Below are 23,360 nucleotides of genomic sequence, written 5' to 3' on the forward strand. Positions count from 1 at the left end.
GACGTATATCCGAAACCTCTGGAGTGGGAGTGTCAGCCAATCGCATCACCTCAGTTCAAACGTCGTGGAGCCGATGCGTACCGGCACGCCGGCCTGCAACGCCACTGGCTGGGTGATGCGGTGATGATTGACCACTGTGCCGTTGGTTGAATTCAGATCCTCAACGGCCCATGCACGCGAAACCGGATCAAGGTAGACCCGAGCATGGTGCGAAGAAGCGAACTCATCGTCCAACACAACGGCATTAGAGGACGAACGCCCCAAGGTGATGGTTGAATGGGCGAGCGGAACGGAGACACCCGCAGCAGGACCGTCGAGTACCGTGAGCAGGGTCGGCGCCGCGCTGTGCATCCCTCTTGAAGCCCTGCCGCCGCCCATTGCGGGGGTGGGCGATGCCGCCTGTGTCGGCAACTTGCGGGCGGCCTTCTGCGCCTTGCGGTCACGCATATGATGCCCGAAAGACTTGCGAGGGCTGAATGTCTCTATGTCCTTCCGTAGAGAACGCACGACGAAATACACCAGAAGCCACAGCAGAGCCAGGAATACATATCTGAATATAGTGAACGTCAAATCAGTCATTGCGCTTCTCGCCCCCAATCCATTGCTTCCAGGCTTTGACCCAACCACGCGACCACTCTACCGAACCACAGCCGCCATACTCCCTGTTACGATTGACGTCAGGCTTCCTGAGAAGAAGCCCAGTACATTATCCGAGTACGGCCTATGGTGATCGTGTTGCCGTCCACCAACGTAGCTGCCGGAACCTGATGCCCCTCCACATACGTGCCGTTCGTGGAACCCAAGTCACGGGCGACGACGCCGGCGTCGCTGATGTCGATCTCCAAATGGTTACGCGATATACCCGGATCGTCTATGACGATGTCGCATCCCGATCCACGCCCAATCACCGTCTTCGGCTTGGTGAGCAGGTATTGGCTGCCGTTGATCTCCAGCACCGGGCTGTCCTGAGCCTGATCCTCCACGGTCACCGGAACCGCGTTCCCTTGGACTGATTCAGAGGCCACGTTGAAATTGCCGACACTCAGATCCAAATCCTCTTCGAAAATCACGACGACGGGACCTACAAAGGCATAATGTTGGCTTTTCGCATATTTCGTGAGGTTTTCAGCCAATTCATCAGCCAACGTGGCGCTGCCCCATTCCTCGATGCGGTCGAAATCAGGGGTGCTCAACTTGATGCGATACTCATTGGGCGCCACGGTACGATCCTGCCCGACCGGCATGGCCTCGGCATCGATCTCGTGCTCAAGCGCGCTGGATAGATCGACCGGTTGCAGGTCTTTCGAACCGAACTTCGAAAAGACACCGTTCACCGCACCCTCTATGCCTTTTTCAAAACTATCGAGTACACCCATAGTGGCTCCTAACTGTACATTCGGATATTATCTTACGCGGTGCCACAAACCAGGGCAAATGCCACGGCATACCCATAACGTCGGACCGCAAGCGTATGTCCCTTCATGCAATCCGACCACGGAAACCGCGAGAATACATGGCCGGCCGGACCAGATGCAAACCGACCCGAGTCCCCACCATATCCTGTCACACACGGCATGGCGGCAAACGCACGGACCGCCCTTGATCCGTCAGCCTTTATATGTCTTCTTCCATACGTCCACATGCCCGTCCACCGCCTTACCCGACCGGTCGGCAACGCGCCGCCTGGCTTCATTCGAATCCTCCTCGGAGGACCCATCATTGGCAAGCTGCAAAAAAGCGAGCTGCCGCTGAAGTCTGGTGCACATCGGCTTGAAGGAGAACCATGTGAGACCTCCCGACACGGCCGCTCCGACAAGCGGGACCACTTTAGAGACACTGTCGGCGAACATGCGTTCGCTCATCTTCGCACCGATAATGTCAGCCACCTTCTTGACGATGGGATAGACGACGCCTCTGGTCAGTGCCTGCTCGGGCAGCGTCTTCACAACCTGCTCGGAAATGAGGTTGGCCACCTTCACGATGCCCAGATTCGCGGCGCTGATGCCCATCATTGCGCCCGCGAACAACGTCATGACGGATTTGGTACCACCGTCCACCTGGCCTTCTCCCGCTTCGAAAAGAGCAGGCCAACTATACAAATACGCCAATTCCTGTGATATACGGAGCATATGGCCAAGGTACTGCGCGGCATCCGCCGGAACGGTGGCGACCATGGCGATGCCACCCGGAAGCCCGGTCGCCACCGAAAGCGCCGTGGTTCTGGCGGCCTCCTCGTTAATGGCATTTTTGGCGGCCTCCTCGATGACCGATTTCGGTACACCGGCCTGTACAGGTGTCTGGGCCAGAGCCTGATTGATTTGGCTTTTTGGAGCCATGCCTTTGAGCGCCGACCGCAGGAACTGCGACCTGTCGACGCCTACGCCCGGCAATTGCGCCGCCTGATTCAACAGGCGGCTGAAATCCACATTCCTAGCACCGTCTTTTAAACGCCGCACATCAAAGCGCCTCATTCGTGAAAACCCTCGGAGGACATCGACACCCCTTCATTGTTGATCTTCGAGTCATTATGAGTATAACAAGAAAAAGCAATAAAGAGCCGTGAGAGAAAACGTCATAAATACGATTCCCATGTCTACGCTTACGACGGCCTGAGGTCGTGCACCACGGAGCACGGGCGAATGCCGGACCGTCTCCCGAAACGTGAAGCGGGAGCGCATTAGGGTACACTCAAAATCATGAGCCACCTTCCTTCAGCACCGTCTTCAGCACCGTCGTCTTCCGGTCCATCCCAAGAAGACCCTGCATCGTATGCATCGCCTTCCGCCTCAGCTTCGCCTGAAGTTCGCCAGGGCAGGCCGCAAAGCCAGGAACCGGATCAACGCATCCTCGGGGCACCGCTGAGCGTCAACGACGGACACAGGACCCGGGTACTGCTACTGGGCAGCGGCGAACTCGGCCGTGAGATAACGATAGAACTCATGCGTTTGGGAGCGTGGGTGTGCGCGGCCGACAGCTATGGTGGCGCGCCCGCACAGCAAGTCGCCCATGAAGGACGTGTGGTCGACATGAGCAATGCCGATGCGCTGCAAGGGTTGATTGAGAGTATACGGCCAGATGTCATCATTCCTGAAGTAGAGGCAATTGCCACGCAGGTTCTAAAGCGGGCAGCCGAAAAAGGAATACAAGTGGCACCCAGTTCAGCCATCACGGCGATGTGCATGAACCGTGAGGAACTCCGGATTTTCGCTCACGAAACCTTGGGACTCCCCACAACGCCCTATCGATTCGCCAGTTCTCTAGAAGAACTGAGGAGTGGGGCGGAAGCGGTCGGATTCCCGTGCGTCGTAAAGCCGGTCATGAGCTCTTCAGGACATGGGCAAAGCGTGGTGAGTGGTTTTGACGAAGACGACCGCAGCCGGGAATGGGCGTGCACGGACGACGACGTGGAGCCGTGCCATCGACCCGTTTTATCGAGCAGGCGATCACAACCACCACAAGGCGTCTCGTCCGAACATACACATCCTGACCCACTCGAAAACGCTTGGAACGAGGCTCAGACGGGAAGACGGGCGGCACGCTCAAGCGAGGTCTCACGTGTCATCGTGGAAGCTCTGGCGCCGTTAAGCGCGGAGCTGACAGTCATCACCATCAGCTCCGCCGCGGGGGTGAGCACATGCGAACCAATAGGCCAACGCCAGGAACACGGCGACTACCGGGAATCCTGGCAACCAGCGGGGCCGACGGAGGCATTGCCCCAAGAAATCCTTGAGAAGGCCCGTCACATGGCGCAGTCCTTGGTGGAGGGCATGGTCCGTATGGCTCAGGCAGACGGTGAGCGTGGCTGGGGAGTGTACGGCGTGGAGCTGTTCGTGCTGAACGACGGTTCCCTGCTTTTCAACGAGGTATCGCCTCGCCCCCATGACACCGGCATGGTGACCATGATCTCCCAGCGTTTAAGCGAGTTCGCACTCCAGGCCCGGGCCGTGCTGGGCATACCCGTGACACAGGAGCATCTGGCTCCCGTTCCCGGCCATGGCGTGGCCGCGAGCCGTGCCATCGTGGTGCAAGGCGAAGGCGAAGTGACGTTTTCCCATGTGGACGAGGCCCTGGCCGAGCCGGGAACGGATCTGCGCATCTTCTCCAAACCACGGGTGAAGGGCCATCGACGTATGGCGGTGGCTCTCGCAGTGGGTGAGAATGAGCGGCAGGCACGCACCAAGGCCGAACATGTGGCCGCCTCACTACGAATCGGCGTCGATTAGCCCACGTTGTGTGCCAAACACAGCGTCCTTCGCCGTGGCACGAGGTTCAATATTGTGAGTATCACCACATTAGCGACCACTAACGATTTACCCGGCAACACTGTACGATGAAGTCATAATCAAAAAAGCTATCCCGTGAATTTCATGTCAAACGATATGAATACCAGGTCGTCAGCAATCAAAAGGAGATTATCATGACAATGCTCCAACATGAATTGACCGATTTCAAGGCCAAGTATTTTCAAAACAACGAGATCAAAGAACTCACCAAAGCCGACCTTCTGGGCCATTGGTCATTGATCTTCTTCTACCCCAACGATTTCAGCTTCGTGTGCCCGACCGAACTGGAAGACCTCGCCGATCATTACGACGAATTCAAGAAGATCGGCTGCGAGGTCTACGGCGTCTCCCACGACACTGAGTTCGTACACAAAGCCTGGCATGAGTCCAATGACAAAATCGCCAAAATCCAATACCCGATGGTGGCCGACCCTACGAACCGCCTCTCACGTGACCTCGACTCCTATGACGAGGAGAACGGTCAAGCCGAGCGCGGCGATTTCATCCTGACCCCCGAAGGCAAGGTAGTGGCCTACGAGGTCATCTCCTCCAACGTGGGCCGTAACGCCGAAGAGATTCTGCGCCGCGTACAGGCCAGCCAGTTCGTCTACGAGCACGGCGACGAGGTCTGCCCGGCGAAGTGGACACCCGGCGACGAGACCATCGAACCGAGCCTGGACTTGGTCGGCCAGCTCTGATACCGGTCTACCCGCTATAGCGACCTTTAGGCATCAATGGGCGCGAATCCCCGAGCGCTGTACGGCGTACGCGGTTTGCGCCCATTCCTGTCCCTAGGCCCGCTCAAAAGTCGGTTCCGGCCGTTTTCCGCGGGGCATGCCACAAACGCATTCGAAATCATATGCCGGCATGCGGGCGCTTCGGCGAAGCCTGCAGATCATGCCGCAAGTCCGTTCCGCATGAGACAGCACGGCGACGCATGCGCGTCGCAATGAACGAAAACGAGGATAATCAATGAAACAACAGAATGATTTATACGATGTAGTAGTGGTCGGCGGCGGTCCCGCGGGGCTTACTGCCGGTCTGTACCTGGCCCGGGCGCGCTACCGCGTGCTTATCCTCGAGAAGGACGACTTCGGCGGTCAGATCACCATCACTTCAGAGGTGGTCAACTACCCCGGCGTGGCATCCACCGACGGGCGAAGGCTCACCGAAACCATGCGTCAACAGGCCGAGGACTTCGGCGCCGAATTCAAGGCAGCCCAAGCCACCGGGCTCAGCGTTGACGGTGAGGTCAAAACCGTGCATACCAATCGCGGGGATATACGCACATTCGGCATACTTATCGCCACAGGAGCCAACCCGCGCAGAATCGGCTTTGAAGGCGAATCGGAATACGCCGGACGCGGCATCTCCTACTGCGCCACCTGCGACGGGGAATTCTTCGACGGCAAGGAGGTGTTGGTGGTGGGCGGCGGTTTCTCCGCGGCCGAAGAATCCGTGTTCCTCACCAAATATGCGAAAAAGGTGACCATCCTGGTGTTCACCGATGATTTCACCTGCGATGCCGCCGTAGCCGAGGGAGCCAAGAACAACCCCAAGATCGAAATCCATTACAACACCGAGCTCAAGGCCGTGGCCGCGGGTCAGGGAGGTCTCGCCGAGGCCACCATCCTTGACCGCAAGACCGGTGAAGAGCGCGTATGGAAACCAACCCAAAGCGACACGTTCGGAGTCTTCGTCTTCGCTGGGTACGTCCCGCAGACCGACATCCTCACCGGGGTCGTCGAGCTGAACGAACACGGTTATGTAACGACGCACGGTTATCTGGAGACATCCGTCCCCGGTGTTTATGCCGCCGGAGACCTGCGCGAGAAGAACCTACGCCAAGTGGTCACGGCCGTATCGGACGGCGCCGTGGCCGCCGTCGAGCTGGAACGCTACGCCAAGGACATGAGTGAGAAGACCGGACTCGTGCCGCCACGCCCCACGGACTCGCCTTATGAGAAGAGGGAGGCACAAAAAGCGGAAGCGGCGAAGAATTCAGCGACTTCACCTGCGCCCGCACCTTCACAAGGCACCATGGAAACGGCAGGTACGATCCAAACCAGTTCACGCTCAGGATTCTTCAATGAAGCCATCATCAAACAGCTCAACATGGTATTCGACAAGATGACCCGACCGCTCATCCTGCGCCTGGAACTCGACGGCACCAAGCTTTCCCGCGAGCTGGAAGGCTTCATCGACGAACTGGTGGATCTGAGCTCCGGTAGGTTGAGCAGCCAGAAAGTCCGGGCCGAATCCGGTTCGGCTTCAGCCGGTGCCGACGGCAAAGCCGGGTTTGATCCCGCGCAATCCATGCCGGACGCACGACCATGCGTACGCCTGTGCATACCGGGCGACGACGGCGAACCGGTGGAGACGGGGCTTGCTTTCCACGGCGTTCCCAGCGGTCATGAATTCAATTCATTCGTGCTTGGCCTGTATAATGCCGCAGGTCCCGGCCAAAGCGTGGACGCCGACAGCGATGCACGTATCAGGGCCATCGACACAACGACGGAAATCATGGTATTGGTCTCGCTGACCTGCACCATGTGCCCGACCACTGTGCTATCCGCCCAACGCATCGCGGCAGGAAACACGAACGTACGCGCCGAGGCCTATGACATCTCGCATTACCCGGAACTGCAAAACCAATACCACGCCATGAGTGTGCCCTGCATCGTCATCAACACGACCGATGCCAACGGGGCAACCAAGCAAACGGTCGAGTTCGGCAAAAAGAGCGTGCCGCAGATACTCGACCTCATTGAGCAAAGTCGAGACTGACGTCTTCCCATGAATCATGCCCGCCCTAAGTGGTGGGCATGATTCGGTTTCCGCGTCAGATTGACGGCTTCCCTTGGGTCGTCCCTTTTCCTGGGGTACGGAGACATAATCCGATGCCGCATCCATTTGACGACACACTCCGCCAAACGCTTCATTGAATGCAAAAGCTTGCATATGTACAGATGGCCATTCCTCACGACTGAGGCTCGAAATTGCCGCCTGAAGGCTCTGGGAGAACGGATTCAAGTGCTGTAAGTCAAATTTCACTGAATGCCCTAACGCTGTATGCATGGTGATGGTAACGTATGAAGCGTATGAAACAGGGGGCACGCGATATGCATCACGGCGATGGACATGATGATAATGGACGACCGGTACCTGCACATGCCATGGATCTACCGGATGCCGCTGGAAAGGCAACGGTTGGGAAACGCAGCTACCGAGGCCCGGCGATAATCGTTTTCGCGCTGATTGCGATAGTCGCACTCGCACTTGTAGCCATATTGTTACCGCGACTGTCGAATCCGCACGCCCCGGATTTGACTTCCGCCAAGGCGAGTGCCTCGACGCAACCGAGGCAATCCGCAACGACGGACGACCAGGACCGATCGGACTCCGTTGCAACCCTGTACCTGCACGGATACAACGGCGGCAAGGTCTCCACGGACAGCATGATTGAGTACGCGGAAAAACACGAGGACGCCACGAAGGTGCTCACCGTGACCATTTCCTCGCAAGGCGACGTGAAACTCACCGGCACATGGCCTAAGCACACCAAACGCCCACTGATCCAAGTGCTGTTCGAAGACAACACCAACGTGGATTACGGCGTCACCAGCGAATGGGTACATAGCCTCATCGTCACGCTGCAGCAGCGCTACCATATCCGTCGTTACAACACCGTCGCCCATTCCATGGGCAACCTCGTCATGATGTACTACGAAATGCAGTACGGGCAGGACACCAGTCTTCCGAAACTCGAGAAACAAGTCAACATCGCGGGCAATTTCGACGGCATCGTGGGGGTTGACGATTCCCCTAACATGAACACCATCCAAGCCGATGGCTCGCCAACGTACCGCAACCAGCATTTCAACTATCTGCTCGCCCATAAAAACAACTATCCCGATGGCGTCGAGGTGCTCAACATCTTCGGCAATCTCGATGACGGCACCAACAGTGACAACAATATCTCGACGGCATCGGCACGTTCATTGAACTACATTCTGAAGGGCAAAGCCGCCAGCTACAGAGAGATCGAGGTTCACGGCAAGATGGGCCAGCACAGCAAACTGCACGAGAACCCGAAAGTCAGCGACGAGATAGACGCCTTTCTGTGGGGACGCGGCTAGTTGGCTGCTCCAATCGGTGACTTCTTACAGGGTATCGACCGAGCCGCACCATCATTGTGCCGAAAGCTCCGTCGCCAATGCATGTTTTGGATAGAAGGTTCGGCAGACGATTCCGCCTCGCCGGCTCGGCATCGATTCCCCGTTAACGACCCAACCATGACAATACCGGTAAACGTGCAATCTCCATCCGTTCGAAGCATCCAAACCAACGCGTATACGACTGCAAACATGCGGCATGCTGCGGCTTGGAACCTTGTACGGAACCGATGGCGCGGAACCGGAGCCTATTCGATGGTCCGCCAATCGCCACGATGGAATCAAGACTGATGAAAAACGTCCTACAATCCCTGGGAAGTGCGATTTGGCAGTGAAAGCGCTTGAAGGCATAGGCTGATTCATGATACGTGTCAAGGAACCGTGGGGGAGCGTTCAGCGAATTCTCTTACGTACTCTCGAAAGGGCGGAATTATGAAAACAAGGCATATCGGCAGTCTGGAAGTCTCCCCGATCGGCATGGGCTGCATGGCCCCTTCACATGACTAAGGCAAAATGCCGAGCCGTGAGGAGAGTGGATGCCATTCGCTCAGCGTATGATTTCGGTTGCACCCTGTTCGATACCGCCGAAAGCTATGGCGAAGAGCAGTTCCATGCCGAACACAACGAGCAGCTGGTAGGTGAAGCCGTCAACCCCTTCCGTAATGACATCGTGCTCGCTTCGTAATTCCACCTGCGTGACGGGGAAGTCCACGGCCACCGCGGCGTGGAGGAGTCGGAGCAATCGTCCTTCGGCAACAACTGGACGAACAGGTAAGCGGCTACGCGGCTAGGCGCGTATGCCCGACGACAATCATCGCTGGCCATTGGCACGGATGCACACGACCCATCCGAAAATGCGAAAACGTAAAGAAAGCACGCATAGGCAAACTCCCAGAGGTCGCCGCTGCGGGCGTTCGCACCCTTACGTGCAAACCCCCTTTGAACCACAGAAAAGGATCACTATGAAGGAATTCATCGGCAAACACAAAGGACTACTCATCGTGTCGGTGGCGATCATCATCGTCTTCGCATTGTTGGGATGGAACTTCCAACGCAGTAGAGCGTATCGGCAGACATCCACGACGGAAAGCAAATCAGCCATCACGACCGTGCCGAAAAAGCAGAGTGCCACCAAAGGCAATGAAAAGGCCGACGGCGGAAAGATTCTCATCGTCTTCTTCTCTCGATCGGGAATCAACTATGGCAACAAGAACCTCGAAATCGGCAACACCCACCGCGTGGCCAATGAGATCGCGCGCGTGACCAAAGGCGACGAAGTGGAGCTGAAAACCGTTCAGCCCTACCCCGCCAACTATGACCAGACCGTGGACCAAGCGCAGAACGAACAGAACACGAACGCACGCCCTAAACTCCAGGAACCGTTGCCCGACATATCGCAATATCAGACGGTGTTCATCGGCTACCCCATCTGGTGGAGCGATATACCGATGCCGGTACGTACGTTCATGGACTCGGCCGACCTCAACGGCAAGACCGTGATTCCCTTCTCCACGAACGAGGGCTCCGGTTGGGGCAACTCACTGGAGACGCTCAAACATCAGTATCCGCACGCAAACTTCAAAAAGGGCTTTGAGACCGAAGGCAACAAGGCACAAAACGCGAACAAGGAGATTGATAGCTGGCTGGAAAGCTTGGGCTATCACGCCTAAGGGTACCGTCGATGTCTGAGCGCCGAATCCATGCAAAACCGCCATTTTCACTATTCACCCAATGATGGGGCATGAACCCGTCACCCATCACATGCTCGGGCATGGGCGCCAAACCAATCTGAGCCGAAACAAGAAGAAACTGAGGAGAAAGCGATGCTGAAACGTCATCCGATCATACTCAACTGCGTGTGGATGCTCATCCTGCTTGCGCTTCCATTGCCGTTGGTCGCAATACTGGATTCAAGCCTCTTGCCCGCGGCGATTTCGCAGCTCCTCCCCATCGATGCAGGCGTGACGGCCTACGTGTGGTGGCTCGCCGCCGTGGCTCTTTCCACACGTCCACGATGGATCGACCGAATCATGGGCCTGCCGAAAATGTACCTGATTCACTCCTTGCTTGGAATCGGCGCGCTGCTTCTGGCTTTTCTGCACCGGCATTTCCTGATGACCATGGGTCGCTGGATAGCGCTGGCTGGCAACACGGCTTGGTATCTGGCGCTTTTCGGGCTCACATACGCGCTACTCATGCTCTCAGGTCTTCTGGTCGACCGATTCACCCCTGCGTCCAAGTTGAAGCATCGGTTGGAAACCGTCTTCAACCATCAGATTTCGGTATGGGTTCATCGTCTCAATCTGGTGGCGATTCTCGCCATCTGGTTGCATGTGCACCTTATCGGGCGCATCAGCATCCACTTCTGGTTCATCACCCTCTTCGACCTATACACGGTCGCCGCCCTCGGTTGTTACTGCTGGGCAAAATTCCGCGGCCCAGCCAAGTACCTGCACGGAACCATCGTAGAGAACCGTGAACTGAGCCCTCAGACACAAAGGCTGGTCCTGGATTTCGGGCGCAACGCTCATGGTTATGAGGCAGGGGACTACTTCTTCTTCACTTTTCCGGCCATTTCCAACGAGAACCACCCGTTTTCCGTGACCGATGCCCCGGACAACCACCTGGCGGAACGCACTGCGGACGGCAAAAACGAGCGGAATCAACACCGTATGGTGCTGACCGTACGTAAGCTGGGAGACTACACCAAACACCTCGCCGATTTACCGGTCGGCAGCGAGGTCGGTGCGGAGGGCCCCTTTGGCCGGTTCGCCGATGACATCGAACGTTGCATTGCCTCTGATAAACCGGTGGTACTTGTAGGTATGGGAACCGGCATAGCGCCTTTGCTGAGCTTGGCTGAAGAATACCGAACTCGGCTGCCGATTCATGTGATCTGGACGGTTCGCGCGGGTTCGGAGGCCTATTTTGACCACGAGTTCCGAAACATGCGCGACGATGATGAAATCCGTTACGACATGCAGGTAGGCCGACTGACCGATGAGCAGATACCTCGACTGCTTTCCAAAACCGAGCTGAAAGAAGCGACGTTCTTCGTCGTCGGGCCGGCACGGGGAGTGATTGACGTCGAACACATGCTTCATGCCCAGGGCGTGGCACGCCAGAGGCTTGTAGATGAGCGCCTGACGATGTGACACACAATGTACGCCCCTTGACGGCTCGACTCTGCGTATGTGTTTTCTACCGTCAAGAAAGTCGACAGATTTGTTATATGTGTAGAAAAACCATCGTAACCTCTGCAATCCACATAACGTTGCAGCGAGCGCCCCGCTATGTCCACATAAACCAGCTATGAAACGGTTATAAAACGGTCATGCAACAGCTACGCAACGGCTGGAATCGTACCCCTTTAGATAAGCACTGGATTGCGGTCAATGCGAATATCGGAGACCGTAAGGTTGAGGTCGTTGACCAGATTCAGAAGAGCGATCCGAGCCAACTCATCAACACGCATGAACGTATGCTGCTTTCCAGCGGTACTAGTCATGGCTTTCGCGGTAGAAGTCCGTGTCGATACCGCCCGGATATACACCGATCACACGCACACCAGACCCCTTATAAGCCGCCTTGAGGCTTTCCGTATAGCCACGCTCACCCCATTTGGCCGCGCGCAGTAGACGGACTCCTCAGCCGTTGCCCCTGGTGGCGGCGGTGCTCTGGCGCACGAAGTCCTCGTCCGTAACGTCACCCACAAAACCTTGGTACTGCGACGTTTCAAACTCGCGGTCAAGCTGAGCCATGCGCTCGGCGTCGAAATCGACACCGCACACAAACCAACCGCGTTCGAGAAGCTGACGTACCAGCTCAAGGCCGAGCCCCGCCGCTGATCCTGTGACAATGGCCGCATGAAATGTACCCCTTTGAACACCCATGACTCCTCCTCGGATTGTGCAACATCCGCTGTAACCCGTTAAGCTACAATCATGCCTTAACATGCTATACAAGCGCTAAGGTCTAGCCACGGCGCGAATCCCATTTAACAGCGCTACACTCCAAAACTGCTCAACCGCGTTCCACTGAGTAGCGTGTTCGACGGGAGCTGCCGGATCAGCCTTAAAGAAAACAAGCGAAATGAACTTAGGATAAGCTGCTGGAACAGCCTGCAGCAGAAACGACTCAATAAACCCCTGGAGCAACCTGAATGAACCCAAGAAACTAGCCAGATCAGTACTGCTCTCTTCCGTCTATACATGCGGTACGAAGCGCAAACAGTATATAAATCGAAGCAAAAAATAAAAAACTCTCTGTGTTTATACCTAGTAAAGTGTAATGTAACTTCACAAAATATGTAATCACAACATCTTTAAGTGAGGAATATGGGGATAGCATGGGCACTATAGACAAGCCATTGCGCGTAGTTGGCGCAGCTATCCAACATAACAATATGATCTTATGCGCTCAACGGGGCGCTAACAAGTCTTTGGCCGGATATTGGGAATTTCCTGGCGGTAAGATCGAAGTAGGGGAGACGCCGCAGCAGGCATTACGCCGCGAAATTCAGGAAGAACTACATTGCAAAATAACGGTGGGTAAGCTGCTGTGTAAGACGGTGCAACACTACGATTTTGGTGATATTGAGCTCTCCACTTACCACTGCACTTTGAACGAAGGCGAAACACCACAGCGCACAGAACACAGGCAATTGCAATGGATGCAACCAGATCGTCTCGATGAGTTAGATTGGGCAACAGCCGATATTAAGGCAATGCAGCAACTCAAAGTTTCATATACGAAAGAACAATGATGAGCAAAAATACACCTGATGCTATCGATACCCACGAGGTAAACGACACAGCAGGATCCATCAACCGACCCCTTGATGACTCATTACTAGAGGCCGTAACCGCGGGGTTCATCAATCGCAACCCGGAGGCGGACACCTCTCTTACTCCGGAGCTCATCGCCAATCGCGACGGCTTGACGATGGAATCAGCTCTACAAGATGAGCTACATCACTGCGATGATTTCGACATGTCAGTTGCCTTCGTGAGCGCCGAAGCATTGAAGTCTTTGTTCCAGGATTTTCTTGATTTCAATGAACACCAATCCCGCAGCAAGCAGTACATTGCAGCCAGCAATGGGGCTGAACTTCAGGATAATCAATCGCACCCAGCCCTGTTGAAGAAACCGAATACAACCCCTCCGTTGAGTGGTCGCATAGTCACTTCCACATACAACTACTTCAACAGCCCCGACACTTTTCGAATGCTGTTGAAAATCCAGAATCAAGCCCATATTGAAGTTCGCGTTTGGAAAGGTCCCGACGATAGAGGGAACATCAATACAATCGAGAGCTATCCTTACCATCCCAAAGGCTACATTTTCCGTAAAAACGAGGGAAGCCAGGAGCTAAATAATGCATATATCGGCAGTTCAAATCTCACCCAACGGGCACTAAATCTCAATAAAGAGTGGAATCTCAAGGTTTCAGCGCTTCGCAGCAGCGATCTCATTCGCCAGATTGGCATTGAGATAGATGAGCAATGCCAAGAATCTGATCTTCTGACCGATGCATGGATCAAGGAATATGAAGAGGAATTCAAACAGCACCAAATTACGAATACTTCCTCCTCTCAACAAACAGACAAGAACACCAACATCAAGCCGAATGCCATGCAGGCCGAAGCGTTAATGAATCTTGCTGATTTGCGTCGCAATGGCGAGAGTCGAGCATTGATTATCTCGGCGACGGGAACTGGTAAGACTTATCTTTCAGCCTTCGACGTGAAGCAAGTCCATCCGCAACGCATGCTTTACGTTGCGCAACAGCAGCAGATTCTTGATAAATCTGCCCAATCCTATAGCCGCGTACTTGGCAAGAGCGGCAACACATTCATCATGCTTTCAGGCGATCACAAGATAGACAAAAGCACTGTCAACAATTTAATGCAAAAAAGCAAAACAACATCAGCAGACGGCACGACTTGCGTCTTTTCGACGATACAGACACTTTCACGGCCTGATGTGCTCTCACAATTCAAACCGGATGACTTCGATTACATCCTTATTGATGAAGCTCATCATTCCGCCGCAAGTAGCTATGAGCGCATTACTAATTACCTAAAACCAGACTTTCTGCTTGGCATGACTGCAACGCCTGAGCGCACGGACGATGCGGATATATTCAGTATATTCGGCAATAATATCGCTTGCGAGATCCGCTTGCAGAAGGCGCTGGACGAGGATATGCTATGCCCGTTCCATTACTATGGCGTGCATGAATATCTCAAGGAAATTCCTGATGATGAGCCGATTCCCTCCTCGGCCGTACCGAACTTCGAAAATGTCGACTTAACGGAAGGAAAACAAAGCGACCGAACCAATCTCGAACGAGCGCTTGCCGACCCCAACCGTGTAAAGTACATCGCAGACATGTTGCAACGATATGGCGATCCGAGCGCGCCAGTCTGCGGCCTGGTGTTCTGCAGCCGTCAGCAGGAAGCCATCGACCTCTCAGCAGCATTTAACGAGCACATCAATGAGCAGGCCGAACGCAATTACCGCACGGTCGCCGTAACTAGTGGAAGCAGAGGTATGACTCGCGATGAAGCCGTTACAAAACTGGAGTCAGGTGAACTCGACTACATCTTCACCGTCGACTTGTTCAATGAAGGTGTGGATATTCCGAAGCTCAACCAGATTGTAATGCTGCGACCAACCCAGTCCAGCATCATTTTTACCCAACAACTCGGCCGCGGACTACGTAAAGCGCCGGGTAAGCAGTCAGTCACCGTCATCGACTTCATCGGTAACTATATAAAAAATAATTATCTGATTCCGATTGCACTATATGGCAATACCGGCGACCGAGATGTGGCTCGCAAAAACCTACAGCGGCAGACAATCGGGCTCTCTTCGATTAGCTTTGACCATATCGCACGCGATCAAGTTTTGAAGTCGCTCGATACGGTGGACCTTTCGGATATGAAACTGCTCGGTATACAATATCGACAGTTGCGCGACGAACTAAACCGTATTCCAATGCTCACCGATTTCGCTAAAACCGATAATTCACTGGTCTACACTCTTGCCTCGAAGAAGGATTCGTACTTGGATTTCGTACGTTCACGCGAAGCCAGCCTTTCAAATGGAAAGCATTCCTCAACTGCATTCATCAAGCAGCTTGAAGCCACCAATGATACTGAGGATGGGGCACTCAAAATGCTCACCGTCACACAACTACGCGGTTTGCGTCCCCATGAGCTAGAAGCCTTGGCAAAGCTGTGTGACATCAGCTTTCCAAATCCCTCAGATACGGCATTGCGACATGATATTTCTAAGCCTCTTCAACCGCAAGAAAATACAACTATTTCGGTGGCGGAGTTGCAATTACTTATCCAGCACGATTTCCCGTACGCCGATGCTAGCTTGGACCAATGCCAATCGGCTTTGAACGTGCTCTCTTATTCGTATTTCACGAACCCAAGCCGCAAGAGGTTTGGCGAAGCTCCGATAATTGAACGAGTACCAGCTTCCATGCCTACTAATTCCAACGTTTCTGATGTCATGGAAACGAACACAGGCGAATATAAACTCACTGACTGGTTCTACAATGCTTTACTACAAAACCATACGTTTGCCACATTCCTCGCCGACACTGTGCAAGCTGGTCTTAGCAACTGCAAGACGCTGTATGCAAATCTAGAACCGCATGCCCCGAATCTCAGAGAAACACGAGGATTCATCTACGGCGAGAAATACAGTCTTGCCGACGTGATGCGCTTGTGCGGTTGGCACAATGAGCAAGTGGCACAAAATGTAGGCGGTTACAAGTTCGACACTGAAACCAACTCAATGCCTATCTTCATCAAGTATGAAGCTAGTCAATACGGCGATCGCTTCCTCAGTACCAGCGATATTCGCTGGTTCAGCAAGAACCAGCGTTCGCTCACTTCGTCAGAATTCCAATGGTTGCTGTCCGGAACTGCGGATACCAATCAAAGCGACTGGCAGTCCACCCACTTTGTTCCAGTCTTTATCTGCCGTAAGCAAGATGCCGACAGCAGTAAGAAAGCTCCCAGCTACTACTTTGTAGGCACTGTCGCTAAGGTAACGGACATGTGCGAAAGCAACAACCCACCAGCTGACGAAAACGGCAAGTCATCAAAGGTCGTAATCTCACGCCTGCATCTCTCCCACCCGGTCGACCCGCAGCTGTTCAAACATCTTACCGGTCGCCCAGCGCTGTAAAAGAACCAGGCCGACAAGTGATTTACCTTTTCGCAGATGATATCATTCGCTGGATCCCGTATATCGTTGATATCCTAATCGCTCATACTGCTGTCGATATTCGGCACATCAAGAACCCGGTAGGTGTTAAAATTGCTGCTGTTCTTGCATCTCAACACTTACTGTCGCGATGAACAAAATCGCCAATGTATCGGAACACTGCTCATCGGTTCGTGGCGTTAGTATTTCGGCGAGCATGGCCTCAAGTAGTTCATAGTCCACACGTTCGTGCGCAATGAACTAAGATAATCCTCCCCTATGCTTGCCGATTTCGTCGCCGTTTACAAAGACATATAGCCGTTTAATCTTCGCTGCCATGCTGCACCTCCTCACTGCGCAGCATTAGAGCGTTGAGCATTTGCTGATAACGGTTCTGAGAATGTGCAATCGCTTGGTCAAGATTGGATACAGCAGCATTAACAAGAGATTGCTGCATTTTAGCTATAGGTTCGGCTATTGTTTTAGCTACAGATTCGTTTATCGATTTAGCCATATGTTCCGCTAACGGTTGAGCCACAGATTTCCCCACCAGTGGCGTACGAGGATTGGCTATCATACTGCGGTTCGCTTGGCCGTCCTTCGCGCTCTCATCGGAATCATCCGCGTCCACATCGTAGCTGATCGTCAAATTGACGTTAAGCGCATGGCAAATGGCGAGAATCCTCGAAAGACCGGCGTTCGGAATCTTTCCCTGCTCGAACTGGCTAATCCACGGACGTGTAAGTCCTGTCGCTTCCGCGAGCTCGGCCTGCGTTATATGTTGAGCCTTGCGAGCATCTCTCAGCGAGGCTACGACTTGACCGACCGATTGAGGATTAGTCGAAAATTTCATGCCATTGCCTCCTGAATACGCCTGTACGGTAAAAATGTAAGACTATCGTAACATATAATCCCTAATATGTGTTCGGATAATCTAACATCATGGAAATGTAAGGAAATACTAGCACTACCATAATGTAATGGTTTTCTAACATGCTGTTATCCCACTACCAACAGCGACCTATTATCTCGCCACAAACTGCAACCCGTCACCATAAAAAACACAAAAACTCCCGTGATTCGTGACATTTTCCGTCACAGATCACGGGAGTTTCGTATACGGAAGAACCAAACTCAGCCGGTGTTCTGCAGGCCGGCGGCAACACCGGAGACCGTGCATAGAATCAGGTACACATAGCCGCTGCGCTGTTGGTCCTGGCTCAACTCCTCATTGGCGACCTTCGGGACGGGCGCACCGACGCCGATCCCGCCCGGCGCCGACGAGCTGCCGGAGAATCCAGTTGCCACCGAAACACCAGCACCGCCGCCCGCAGCCATCGCCGTCTTGCCTCCATGCGCCTCACCACCACTTGCCTTGTGCGCGACATTCGCCGTCTGACCATCCAAACCGCGCAGGTTTCGCAACGCCAGCACCTGCGTCACCGAAAGCACGTCCACATACGGCGAGCGAATCCGGATGGCCTGCCCGAGCACATGCCTATGCTGCAACGGCCATTCGTCACCGACGATGTCAAGCACCCACTTGCGTGTCAGGTGCATCTCGTCGAGCACCTTCTTCTTGAGGTCCTCGCGGTCGCCCAAAGCCAGGTACATGCGCGCAATGCGGTCATCCGTCTTCGCCAATGACATCTCGATGTTGTCGATGAACGTATTGAACACCGGCCAATCACGGTAGGCGGCCCGAAGCGTCTTCAAATCACCGAAGTCCTCGCACGCCGTGCCCAAGCCGTACCACGCGGCCAGGTTGATGCGAGCCTGGGCCCAGGAGAACACCCACGGAATCGTCCGCAGATCATCCAACGATTTCGCGCCCAAGCCACGCTTGGCTGGTCTGGAGCCAATCGGCAACAAGCCAATCTCAGTCAATGGCGTGACCGTTGAGAACCATGGGGCAAAATCCTGTGTGCCGAGCAGGTCAAGGAAGCGCCGATGTGCGGAGTCGTCAAGTTTCCGTGCCATACCCCAATACTTCTCGGTCATCTCGGTGTTCGTCTTCTCCATGCTCGGGGCGCTCTGCAGCAAAGTCGCCGCCGCCACCGATTCCACATGACGCACGGCCAACACCGGGTTGCCGTAGCGTGCGAAGATACTCTCGCCCTGCTCCGTAAGCTTGAACCGACAGTTCACTGACCCCACTGGCTGTGCCAGCACCGCGCGGTTCGCGGGTCCGCCACCGCGGCCTACGGCGCCTCCACGGCCATGGAAAAGCGTCAGGTCGATGTCGTGCGCCTTTGCCCATTGCGCAATGCGCTTCTGAGCATCATGCAAGGCGAGCGTGGCCGTGGTCGGGCCGGCATCCTTGGAGGAGTCCGAGTAGCCGAGCATCACTTCGAGCTTGCCGCCCGTGGCTTTGAGGCGAGCCTGCACTTCCGGAATCTTGATCATCTCATCCAGCACGTTGACGCAGTTCTGAAGGTCCTCGAGCTGCTCAAACAGCGGAATGACATCGATGGTAGGCACATCCTGAGGGTGAGCGAACGCCATGCGGTTGAGCTCGTACACGTCGCGCACGTTGCCGGCGGACTTGGTGAACGAGATGATGTAGCGCCGTGCCGCCTTCATGCCATGCCGTTTCTGAATGGATCCAAGAGCACGGAACGTATCAAGCACCTCGTGAGTCATCGGCTGCAACTCGCCGCGTTCGCCATGCAGGCCATGTTCGCGGATGTCCTCTAGCGCACGGGTGTGAACCAGGGAATGCTGACGGAACTCCATCTCCACCAAATGGAAACCGAAAGTCTGCGCCTGCCATATCACGTTCTGCAAAGGCCCGTAAGCGGCGCGTTTGGCACCGGCGGCGACCAGCGAGCGCTGCACCACTTTCAGATCATCGATGAAGTCATCACATGAGGCGTACATGAGGTCGGCGTCGCGTTCCACCGTGTAATGCAGTCGATCGGCCATCACGAGCATCACCGCACGATGCAGCTCTCGCGTGGAGATAAGCTGCGCCTTGTCCGTAAGCCGTTCGCTCATCTCCTTTTGCCGATTCCACAGGCTCACCAGTTCGGAGCTTGGGGGAGTGGTCTCGGTTTCCATCGTCATGTTCGTCCCGACCTTGCGCGTGGCGTTCTCCAAGGCATGGATGGCGTGGTCGCTGAATTTGCGCGCCACGGCGCGGCTGACCTTGGCCGTCACGTTCGGATTGCCGTCGCGGTCGGAACCAATCCATGATCCCGGATGGAAGAACGCTGGGCACTGCGGCTCCTCCACTCCCGCCTTGTCGCCGAGCAGCCAATCGTCGAAGCGGCGATACACCCGTGGGATGGTGTCAAACAAAGTGTTGTCAAAGATGTCGAGGATGGTGTCGGCCTCCTCCACGGGGGTAGGCTTCTTGAGCGCTATGGGCGATGTGCGGAACAACGCGTCGATCTCGTTGTACAGCATCCGGTAGTTTTCCTTCTTATCGGAACCACCGAGCAGCTTGCCGGCGCTGAGCAGATTGGCGATACGACGAATCTTGCCTTCGACCGCCTTACGACGCGCCTCGGTCGGATGGGCGGTGAAAACAGGGTGGAACTCTAGCTTTTCAAGCAACTCCCTTGCCTTTGCCGGCCCCATCTCGCCGATGAGCTGATGATAGGCGCCCGTGAGCTCGTTCACCGGATCGGTGGCCGCATCCTCAGCGACCTCCGATTCCCTCTCATGGAGGACCGATACACGATAGTTCTCCTCGCACAAATTCGCCAAATGGAAGTAAGTCGTGAATGCACGGGCCAGTAACTGCGCATCATGCAGATTTAGCGCATCGATGGTCTTGACGGCCAACTCATGGTTCTTATCCTGCTCTTTGACGGCATCGGGATCCGAAGCGTATTGTTTGGTGCTGGCTCTGTTGGCGTAATCAAGCACCGTATCGAACGTAACGAGCAGCTTGCCGTCGTATTCACCAAGCACGTCACGCAGGATATTGAGGCACAGGTCCATATCGGCCTTCAGCGACCTCGGCAGCTCCTGCTCTTCAGGGGCCTGTGCGCCCGCACCTATATCCGAAGCCGTCGCATCCTTGCCTTGCGCGAGTTTATTCTGTATGGCCTTCGCGGAATTCACCAAACCTGTGAAAGCTTCGGAAACCTTGGAACTCCCGAACTCCGTGGCTGAGCTTTCCACCCGGCTTGATCCCCCGGCTGAATCCGCCCACCTTTCACCGTCACCACTTTGTTCTGACCTATTTGCGGCATTCGCACGTGCCATCAGGCACCTCCTTTTCCAGCGACGGGTTGCTCGGTCTGCAGACCTCCGCGGCTCTTCCACGGTTTTAGTGTCTGTCGTTGCGAACCCAAAGCCCGTTCCTCTGGCTGATGTTGCCTATTCATTGTAAGCACGACCACTGAGATTCAGCGACGTAACAGAACGGATTCGTCCGGCCCAGGACCAACCATGAAGAAACAACCTGAACGTGGGCCATCGCCATAAAGCATGCCTATGCCCCCATACAGTCCATGCCCCGACACAGGCTGGTGACATACATGCTGCAAACCTCACCGGCAGCCATCACCATACCGTCCCTACCGTGACGTAAGCGACGACTCGACTACCAGTAGCTACTACGAGGAATCGCACGACGAACCCTGAGTATGCATCGACCCGGCGCTTTTCGGCGATGCACCGCGATTGCGAGCGCTTGAAGCACCGCCACCGCCACAGTCGCTACAATGGAAGACGTCATCAATTACATAACGACGATTCGGAGACATCATCACTCATGACCGCAAATCAAGACGACGAACTTGAAAACAGCGCACCACACATCCACGAAACGATAGCAGACAACGTGATGCACGACGCGGGCGAGCATGGGGATGGGCAACTCAGCGGTGGAACGGCTATGGATCGCTACAGGACCCATTCCATACCTCTGAACATGGAGGACATCAAGAACGATTGGGACAAACCGGTACTGGATGCAGGCATAGCGGCCAAAACCAGCATCATCGCCCGGGTGGGCGCACTCGACCTGGGCGCCGGTACGGGAAGTTTCAGGGTACGCGAAATGATGCATCGCATCGCGTACCCTCTAGGCGTCCATGTCCGCGCCGACGTTAACCTGACCGATATCGAAGCCACGTGCACCGACGGCAAGCATCGTCTCACGGAAGTCATCGACCTGCCCACCACAGGCGTCAATACCGAGCGCATATGGCTTTTGGAGCATTTCGCTGATTGGTTCAACGTCAATCTTGGCAAGCGGTCGCTGTATCACGCAAAACCCTCCGTTTCCGAGGTCCTCGTGGATCATCTGGAAAGCCCTGAAGCCAAGCAGTCGGCGCTGCGCGTACTCAAGAAGGTGCGCGAGGAACGCGAACGAGAGGAACGCGAACAGACCAAAAGCATGCAGCGGGCTCAGCGGCGAGGATATAAGCCACCGAAAGGCCAGTATGCCGTCCATTTCGAGCATGTCGGGAAGATGACGCAGGAAGTCGAAAAAAGCAACAGCGACGAAGACGAATCGACGATGAATCCCGCCGTCCTTGAAGTTCCGACATCAGGCCCAGGCACCGATGCAAAGGCAGGACCGAATGCTCAACGAAAACTGACGGAAGGCAACCGTCATGCCCATACGAAGGAACAGACAGCGGAAGCGGGTGTTGACAACACGGCGCAACATTCGACCCCGCAACATTCCACAGCACCGCAAGAGCAGACGAAAGGCATCACCGTCCGGCAGGCGCATGAACGCCTCACCCTCATCGAACACCGCAAGCCGCTGTATACGGCCTGGTTCTCCGGATTCGCGGCGGCTGTGGCATGCGCGGCGTTCGTGTTTCTGCTTGGCGGAGGCCCATACGACATGATCGGTGCGTTTGTAGGAGCGGGGATAGGCCAATGGCTCCGCAAACACATGTTTGCACACCATTTGAACCAATTCTTCGTGACCTTCGTCGCGGTGGCCGCTGCGGCTTTCGCCAGCATCGGCACGCTGCGCCTCATCGGGCTCGCGGACCCCACGGCCCTGCAGCACGACACCGCCTATATAGGGGCGATGCTGTTCGTCATACCAGGATTCCCGATCATCACGGGCGGGCTTGACATCGCCAAGCTCGACATTCCCTCGGGTGTGCAACGCACATGCTATACCCTGGCGATCATCCTCATGGCCACGCTTGCCGGTTGGATGGTGGCCACCGCAGTGCACTTGACCCCGCAAGGATTCGAACCTCTCGGCCTTAACCCCATAGTCAACGACGGCCTGCGATTCGTAGCGGCGTTCTGTGGGGTCTGGGGCTTCTCCGTACTCTTCAACTCCCCGCAGCGCATGTGTCTGGTGGCCGCAACCATCGGCGCCATCACCGACACGTTGCGCCTGGTCCTGACGGATTTCGGAATGCCGCCCGAGGCCGCCGCACTGCTCGGGGCATTATTGGCCGGGCTCCTGGCCACGGCGTGGCGTTCATCTGTTCGTCATGGTTTCCTCCCGCCGCACCTCGGATACCCGCGCATCTGTCTGACCGTACCGTCAATCGTCATCATGGTTCCCGGGTTGTATATGTACCGCGCCATGTTTTACTTGGGTCAGTTCGACACGTTACACGCACTGAACTGGATGTTCCGCGCGCTGATGGTAATTGTCTGCCTCCCGATCGGGCTGGCCATGGCGCGCGTCATCACGGACAAGTCGTGGCGTTATGACGTGTGACATCGGTGCAAAATC

General features: G+C 55.2%; 15 protein-coding genes and 1 pseudogene. 10 read left to right on the forward strand and 6 right to left on the reverse strand.

Annotation, left to right across the window (positions count from 1 at the left end; all coding sequences use genetic code 11):
- Positions 1–45 precede the first annotated feature (45 nt).
- The 3 genes from BBOMB_RS05530 to BBOMB_RS05540 all read right to left on the reverse strand — a co-directional run bounded on the left by BBOMB_RS05530 (position 46) and on the right by BBOMB_RS05540 (position 2,456).
- Positions 46–579 (reverse strand): FHA domain-containing protein FhaB/FipA, encoded by a 534-nt coding sequence (locus tag BBOMB_RS05530; protein WP_044087466.1) that lies wholly within the window; start codon positions 577–579, stop codon positions 46–48.
- A 98-nt stretch (positions 580–677) separates the two neighbouring features.
- Positions 678–1,376 (reverse strand): FhaA domain-containing protein, encoded by a 699-nt coding sequence (locus BBOMB_RS05535; RefSeq protein ID WP_044087467.1) that lies wholly within the window; start codon positions 1,374–1,376, stop codon positions 678–680.
- A 231-nt stretch (positions 1,377–1,607) separates the two neighbouring features.
- Positions 1,608–2,456: a hypothetical protein gene (locus BBOMB_RS05540; RefSeq protein ID WP_193786675.1), complete on the reverse strand. Its 849-nt coding sequence runs from the start codon at positions 2,454–2,456 to the stop codon at positions 1,608–1,610.
- Between the two features lie 240 nt (positions 2,457–2,696).
- Between BBOMB_RS05540 and BBOMB_RS05545 the strand changes: the two genes are divergently transcribed.
- From BBOMB_RS05545 to BBOMB_RS05570, 7 genes are all read left to right on the forward strand, one after another.
- Positions 2,697–4,223 carry a formate-dependent phosphoribosylglycinamide formyltransferase gene (locus BBOMB_RS05545; RefSeq protein ID WP_414133055.1) on the forward strand — a complete coding sequence of 509 codons (1,527 nt, stop codon included), beginning with the start codon at positions 2,697–2,699 and terminating at the stop codon, positions 4,221–4,223.
- Positions 4,224–4,417: 194 nt separating this feature from the next.
- On the forward strand, positions 4,418–4,981 hold the full coding sequence (locus BBOMB_RS05550) for a redoxin domain-containing protein (RefSeq protein WP_044087469.1): 564 nt from the start codon (positions 4,418–4,420) through the stop codon (positions 4,979–4,981).
- A gap of 274 nt (positions 4,982–5,255) precedes the next feature.
- Positions 5,256–7,070, forward strand: a complete 1,815-nt coding sequence (locus BBOMB_RS05555; RefSeq protein WP_044087470.1) for an FAD-dependent oxidoreductase — start codon at positions 5,256–5,258, stop codon at positions 7,068–7,070.
- Between the two features lie 305 nt (positions 7,071–7,375).
- Positions 7,376–8,422, forward strand: coding sequence for an alpha/beta hydrolase (locus BBOMB_RS05560; protein ID WP_052377511.1), 1,047 nt, complete (start codon positions 7,376–7,378; stop codon positions 8,420–8,422).
- Positions 8,423–8,957: 535 nt separating this feature from the next.
- Positions 8,958–9,143: an aldo/keto reductase gene (locus BBOMB_RS08095; protein ID WP_202961856.1), complete on the forward strand. Its 186-nt coding sequence runs from the start codon at positions 8,958–8,960 to the stop codon at positions 9,141–9,143.
- A gap of 277 nt (positions 9,144–9,420) precedes the next feature.
- The gene (locus BBOMB_RS05565; RefSeq protein ID WP_052377512.1) at positions 9,421–10,128 is read left to right on the forward strand and encodes a flavodoxin; all 708 of its coding nucleotides are present in this window, start codon (positions 9,421–9,423) and stop codon (positions 10,126–10,128) included.
- Positions 10,129–10,281: 153 nt separating this feature from the next.
- Entirely contained in the window at positions 10,282–11,613 is a 1,332-nt protein-coding gene (locus BBOMB_RS05570; RefSeq protein ID WP_044087471.1) for a hypothetical protein, read from the forward strand.
- Positions 11,614–11,828: 215 nt separating this feature from the next.
- Here BBOMB_RS05570 and BBOMB_RS08445 read toward each other — a convergent pair.
- Positions 11,829–12,351 (reverse strand): annotated as a pseudogene (locus BBOMB_RS08445) (SDR family oxidoreductase).
- A 455-nt stretch (positions 12,352–12,806) separates the two neighbouring features.
- Between BBOMB_RS08445 and BBOMB_RS05580 the strand changes: the two are divergent.
- Complete coding sequence (locus tag BBOMB_RS05580; protein ID WP_202961857.1) at positions 12,807–13,223, forward strand: (deoxy)nucleoside triphosphate pyrophosphohydrolase; 417 nt, start codon at positions 12,807–12,809, stop codon at positions 13,221–13,223.
- Entirely contained in the window at positions 13,223–16,669 is a 3,447-nt protein-coding gene (locus BBOMB_RS05585; RefSeq protein WP_081867321.1) for a DUF3427 domain-containing protein, read from the forward strand. The genes BBOMB_RS05580 and BBOMB_RS05585 overlap by 1 nt, the downstream gene beginning before the upstream one ends.
- Positions 16,670–17,009: 340 nt before the next feature.
- Here the strand turns inward: BBOMB_RS05585 and BBOMB_RS07680 are convergent, their stop codons facing one another.
- The gene (locus BBOMB_RS07680; protein WP_052377514.1) at positions 17,010–17,540 is read right to left on the reverse strand and encodes a helix-turn-helix domain-containing protein; all 531 of its coding nucleotides are present in this window, start codon (positions 17,538–17,540) and stop codon (positions 17,010–17,012) included.
- 281 nt (positions 17,541–17,821) lie between these two features.
- Positions 17,822–20,740, reverse strand: coding sequence for a phosphoenolpyruvate carboxylase (locus BBOMB_RS05595; protein ID WP_414133078.1), 2,919 nt, complete (start codon positions 20,738–20,740; stop codon positions 17,822–17,824).
- 796 nt (positions 20,741–21,536) lie between these two features.
- On the opposite strand from BBOMB_RS05595, the gene BBOMB_RS05600 reads away from it, so the two are divergent.
- A complete protein-coding gene (locus BBOMB_RS05600) occupies positions 21,537–23,345 on the forward strand; it encodes a threonine/serine exporter family protein (protein WP_414133079.1) in 1,809 nt (602 codons plus the stop codon).
- Positions 23,346–23,360 lie beyond the last annotated feature (15 nt).

This window comes from Bifidobacterium bombi DSM 19703, from assembly GCF_000737845.1.
GTDB lineage: Bacteria > Actinomycetota > Actinomycetes > Actinomycetales > Bifidobacteriaceae > Bifidobacterium > Bifidobacterium bombi.

What these genes read in the sequence shown, in the direction of transcription:
- BBOMB_RS05600 (WP_414133079.1), top strand. Translation starts at nt 21,537, where the DNA reads ATGGATCGCTACAGGACCCATTCCATACCTCTGAACATGGAGGACATC.
- BBOMB_RS05545 (WP_414133055.1), top strand. Translation starts at nt 2,697, where the DNA reads ATGAGCCACCTTCCTTCAGCACCGTCTTCAGCACCGTCGTCTTCCGGT.
- BBOMB_RS05530 (WP_044087466.1), bottom strand. Translation starts at nt 579, where the DNA reads ATGACTGATTTGACGTTCACTATATTCAGATATGTATTCCTGGCTCTG.
- BBOMB_RS08095 (WP_202961856.1), top strand. Translation starts at nt 8,958, where the DNA reads ATGACTAAGGCAAAATGCCGAGCCGTGAGGAGAGTGGATGCCATTCGC.
- BBOMB_RS05535 (WP_044087467.1), bottom strand. Translation starts at nt 1,376, where the DNA reads ATGGGTGTACTCGATAGTTTTGAAAAAGGCATAGAGGGTGCGGTGAAC.
- BBOMB_RS05580 (WP_202961857.1), top strand. Translation starts at nt 12,807, where the DNA reads ATGGGCACTATAGACAAGCCATTGCGCGTAGTTGGCGCAGCTATCCAA.
- BBOMB_RS05550 (WP_044087469.1), top strand. Translation starts at nt 4,418, where the DNA reads ATGACAATGCTCCAACATGAATTGACCGATTTCAAGGCCAAGTATTTT.
- BBOMB_RS05555 (WP_044087470.1), top strand. Translation starts at nt 5,256, where the DNA reads ATGAAACAACAGAATGATTTATACGATGTAGTAGTGGTCGGCGGCGGT.
- BBOMB_RS05560 (WP_052377511.1), top strand. Translation starts at nt 7,376, where the DNA reads ATGAAGCGTATGAAACAGGGGGCACGCGATATGCATCACGGCGATGGA.
- BBOMB_RS05565 (WP_052377512.1), top strand. Translation starts at nt 9,421, where the DNA reads ATGAAGGAATTCATCGGCAAACACAAAGGACTACTCATCGTGTCGGTG.
- BBOMB_RS07680 (WP_052377514.1), bottom strand. Translation starts at nt 17,540, where the DNA reads ATGAAATTTTCGACTAATCCTCAATCGGTCGGTCAAGTCGTAGCCTCG.
- BBOMB_RS05570 (WP_044087471.1), top strand. Translation starts at nt 10,282, where the DNA reads ATGCTGAAACGTCATCCGATCATACTCAACTGCGTGTGGATGCTCATC.
- BBOMB_RS05585 (WP_081867321.1), top strand. Translation starts at nt 13,223, where the DNA reads ATGAGCAAAAATACACCTGATGCTATCGATACCCACGAGGTAAACGAC.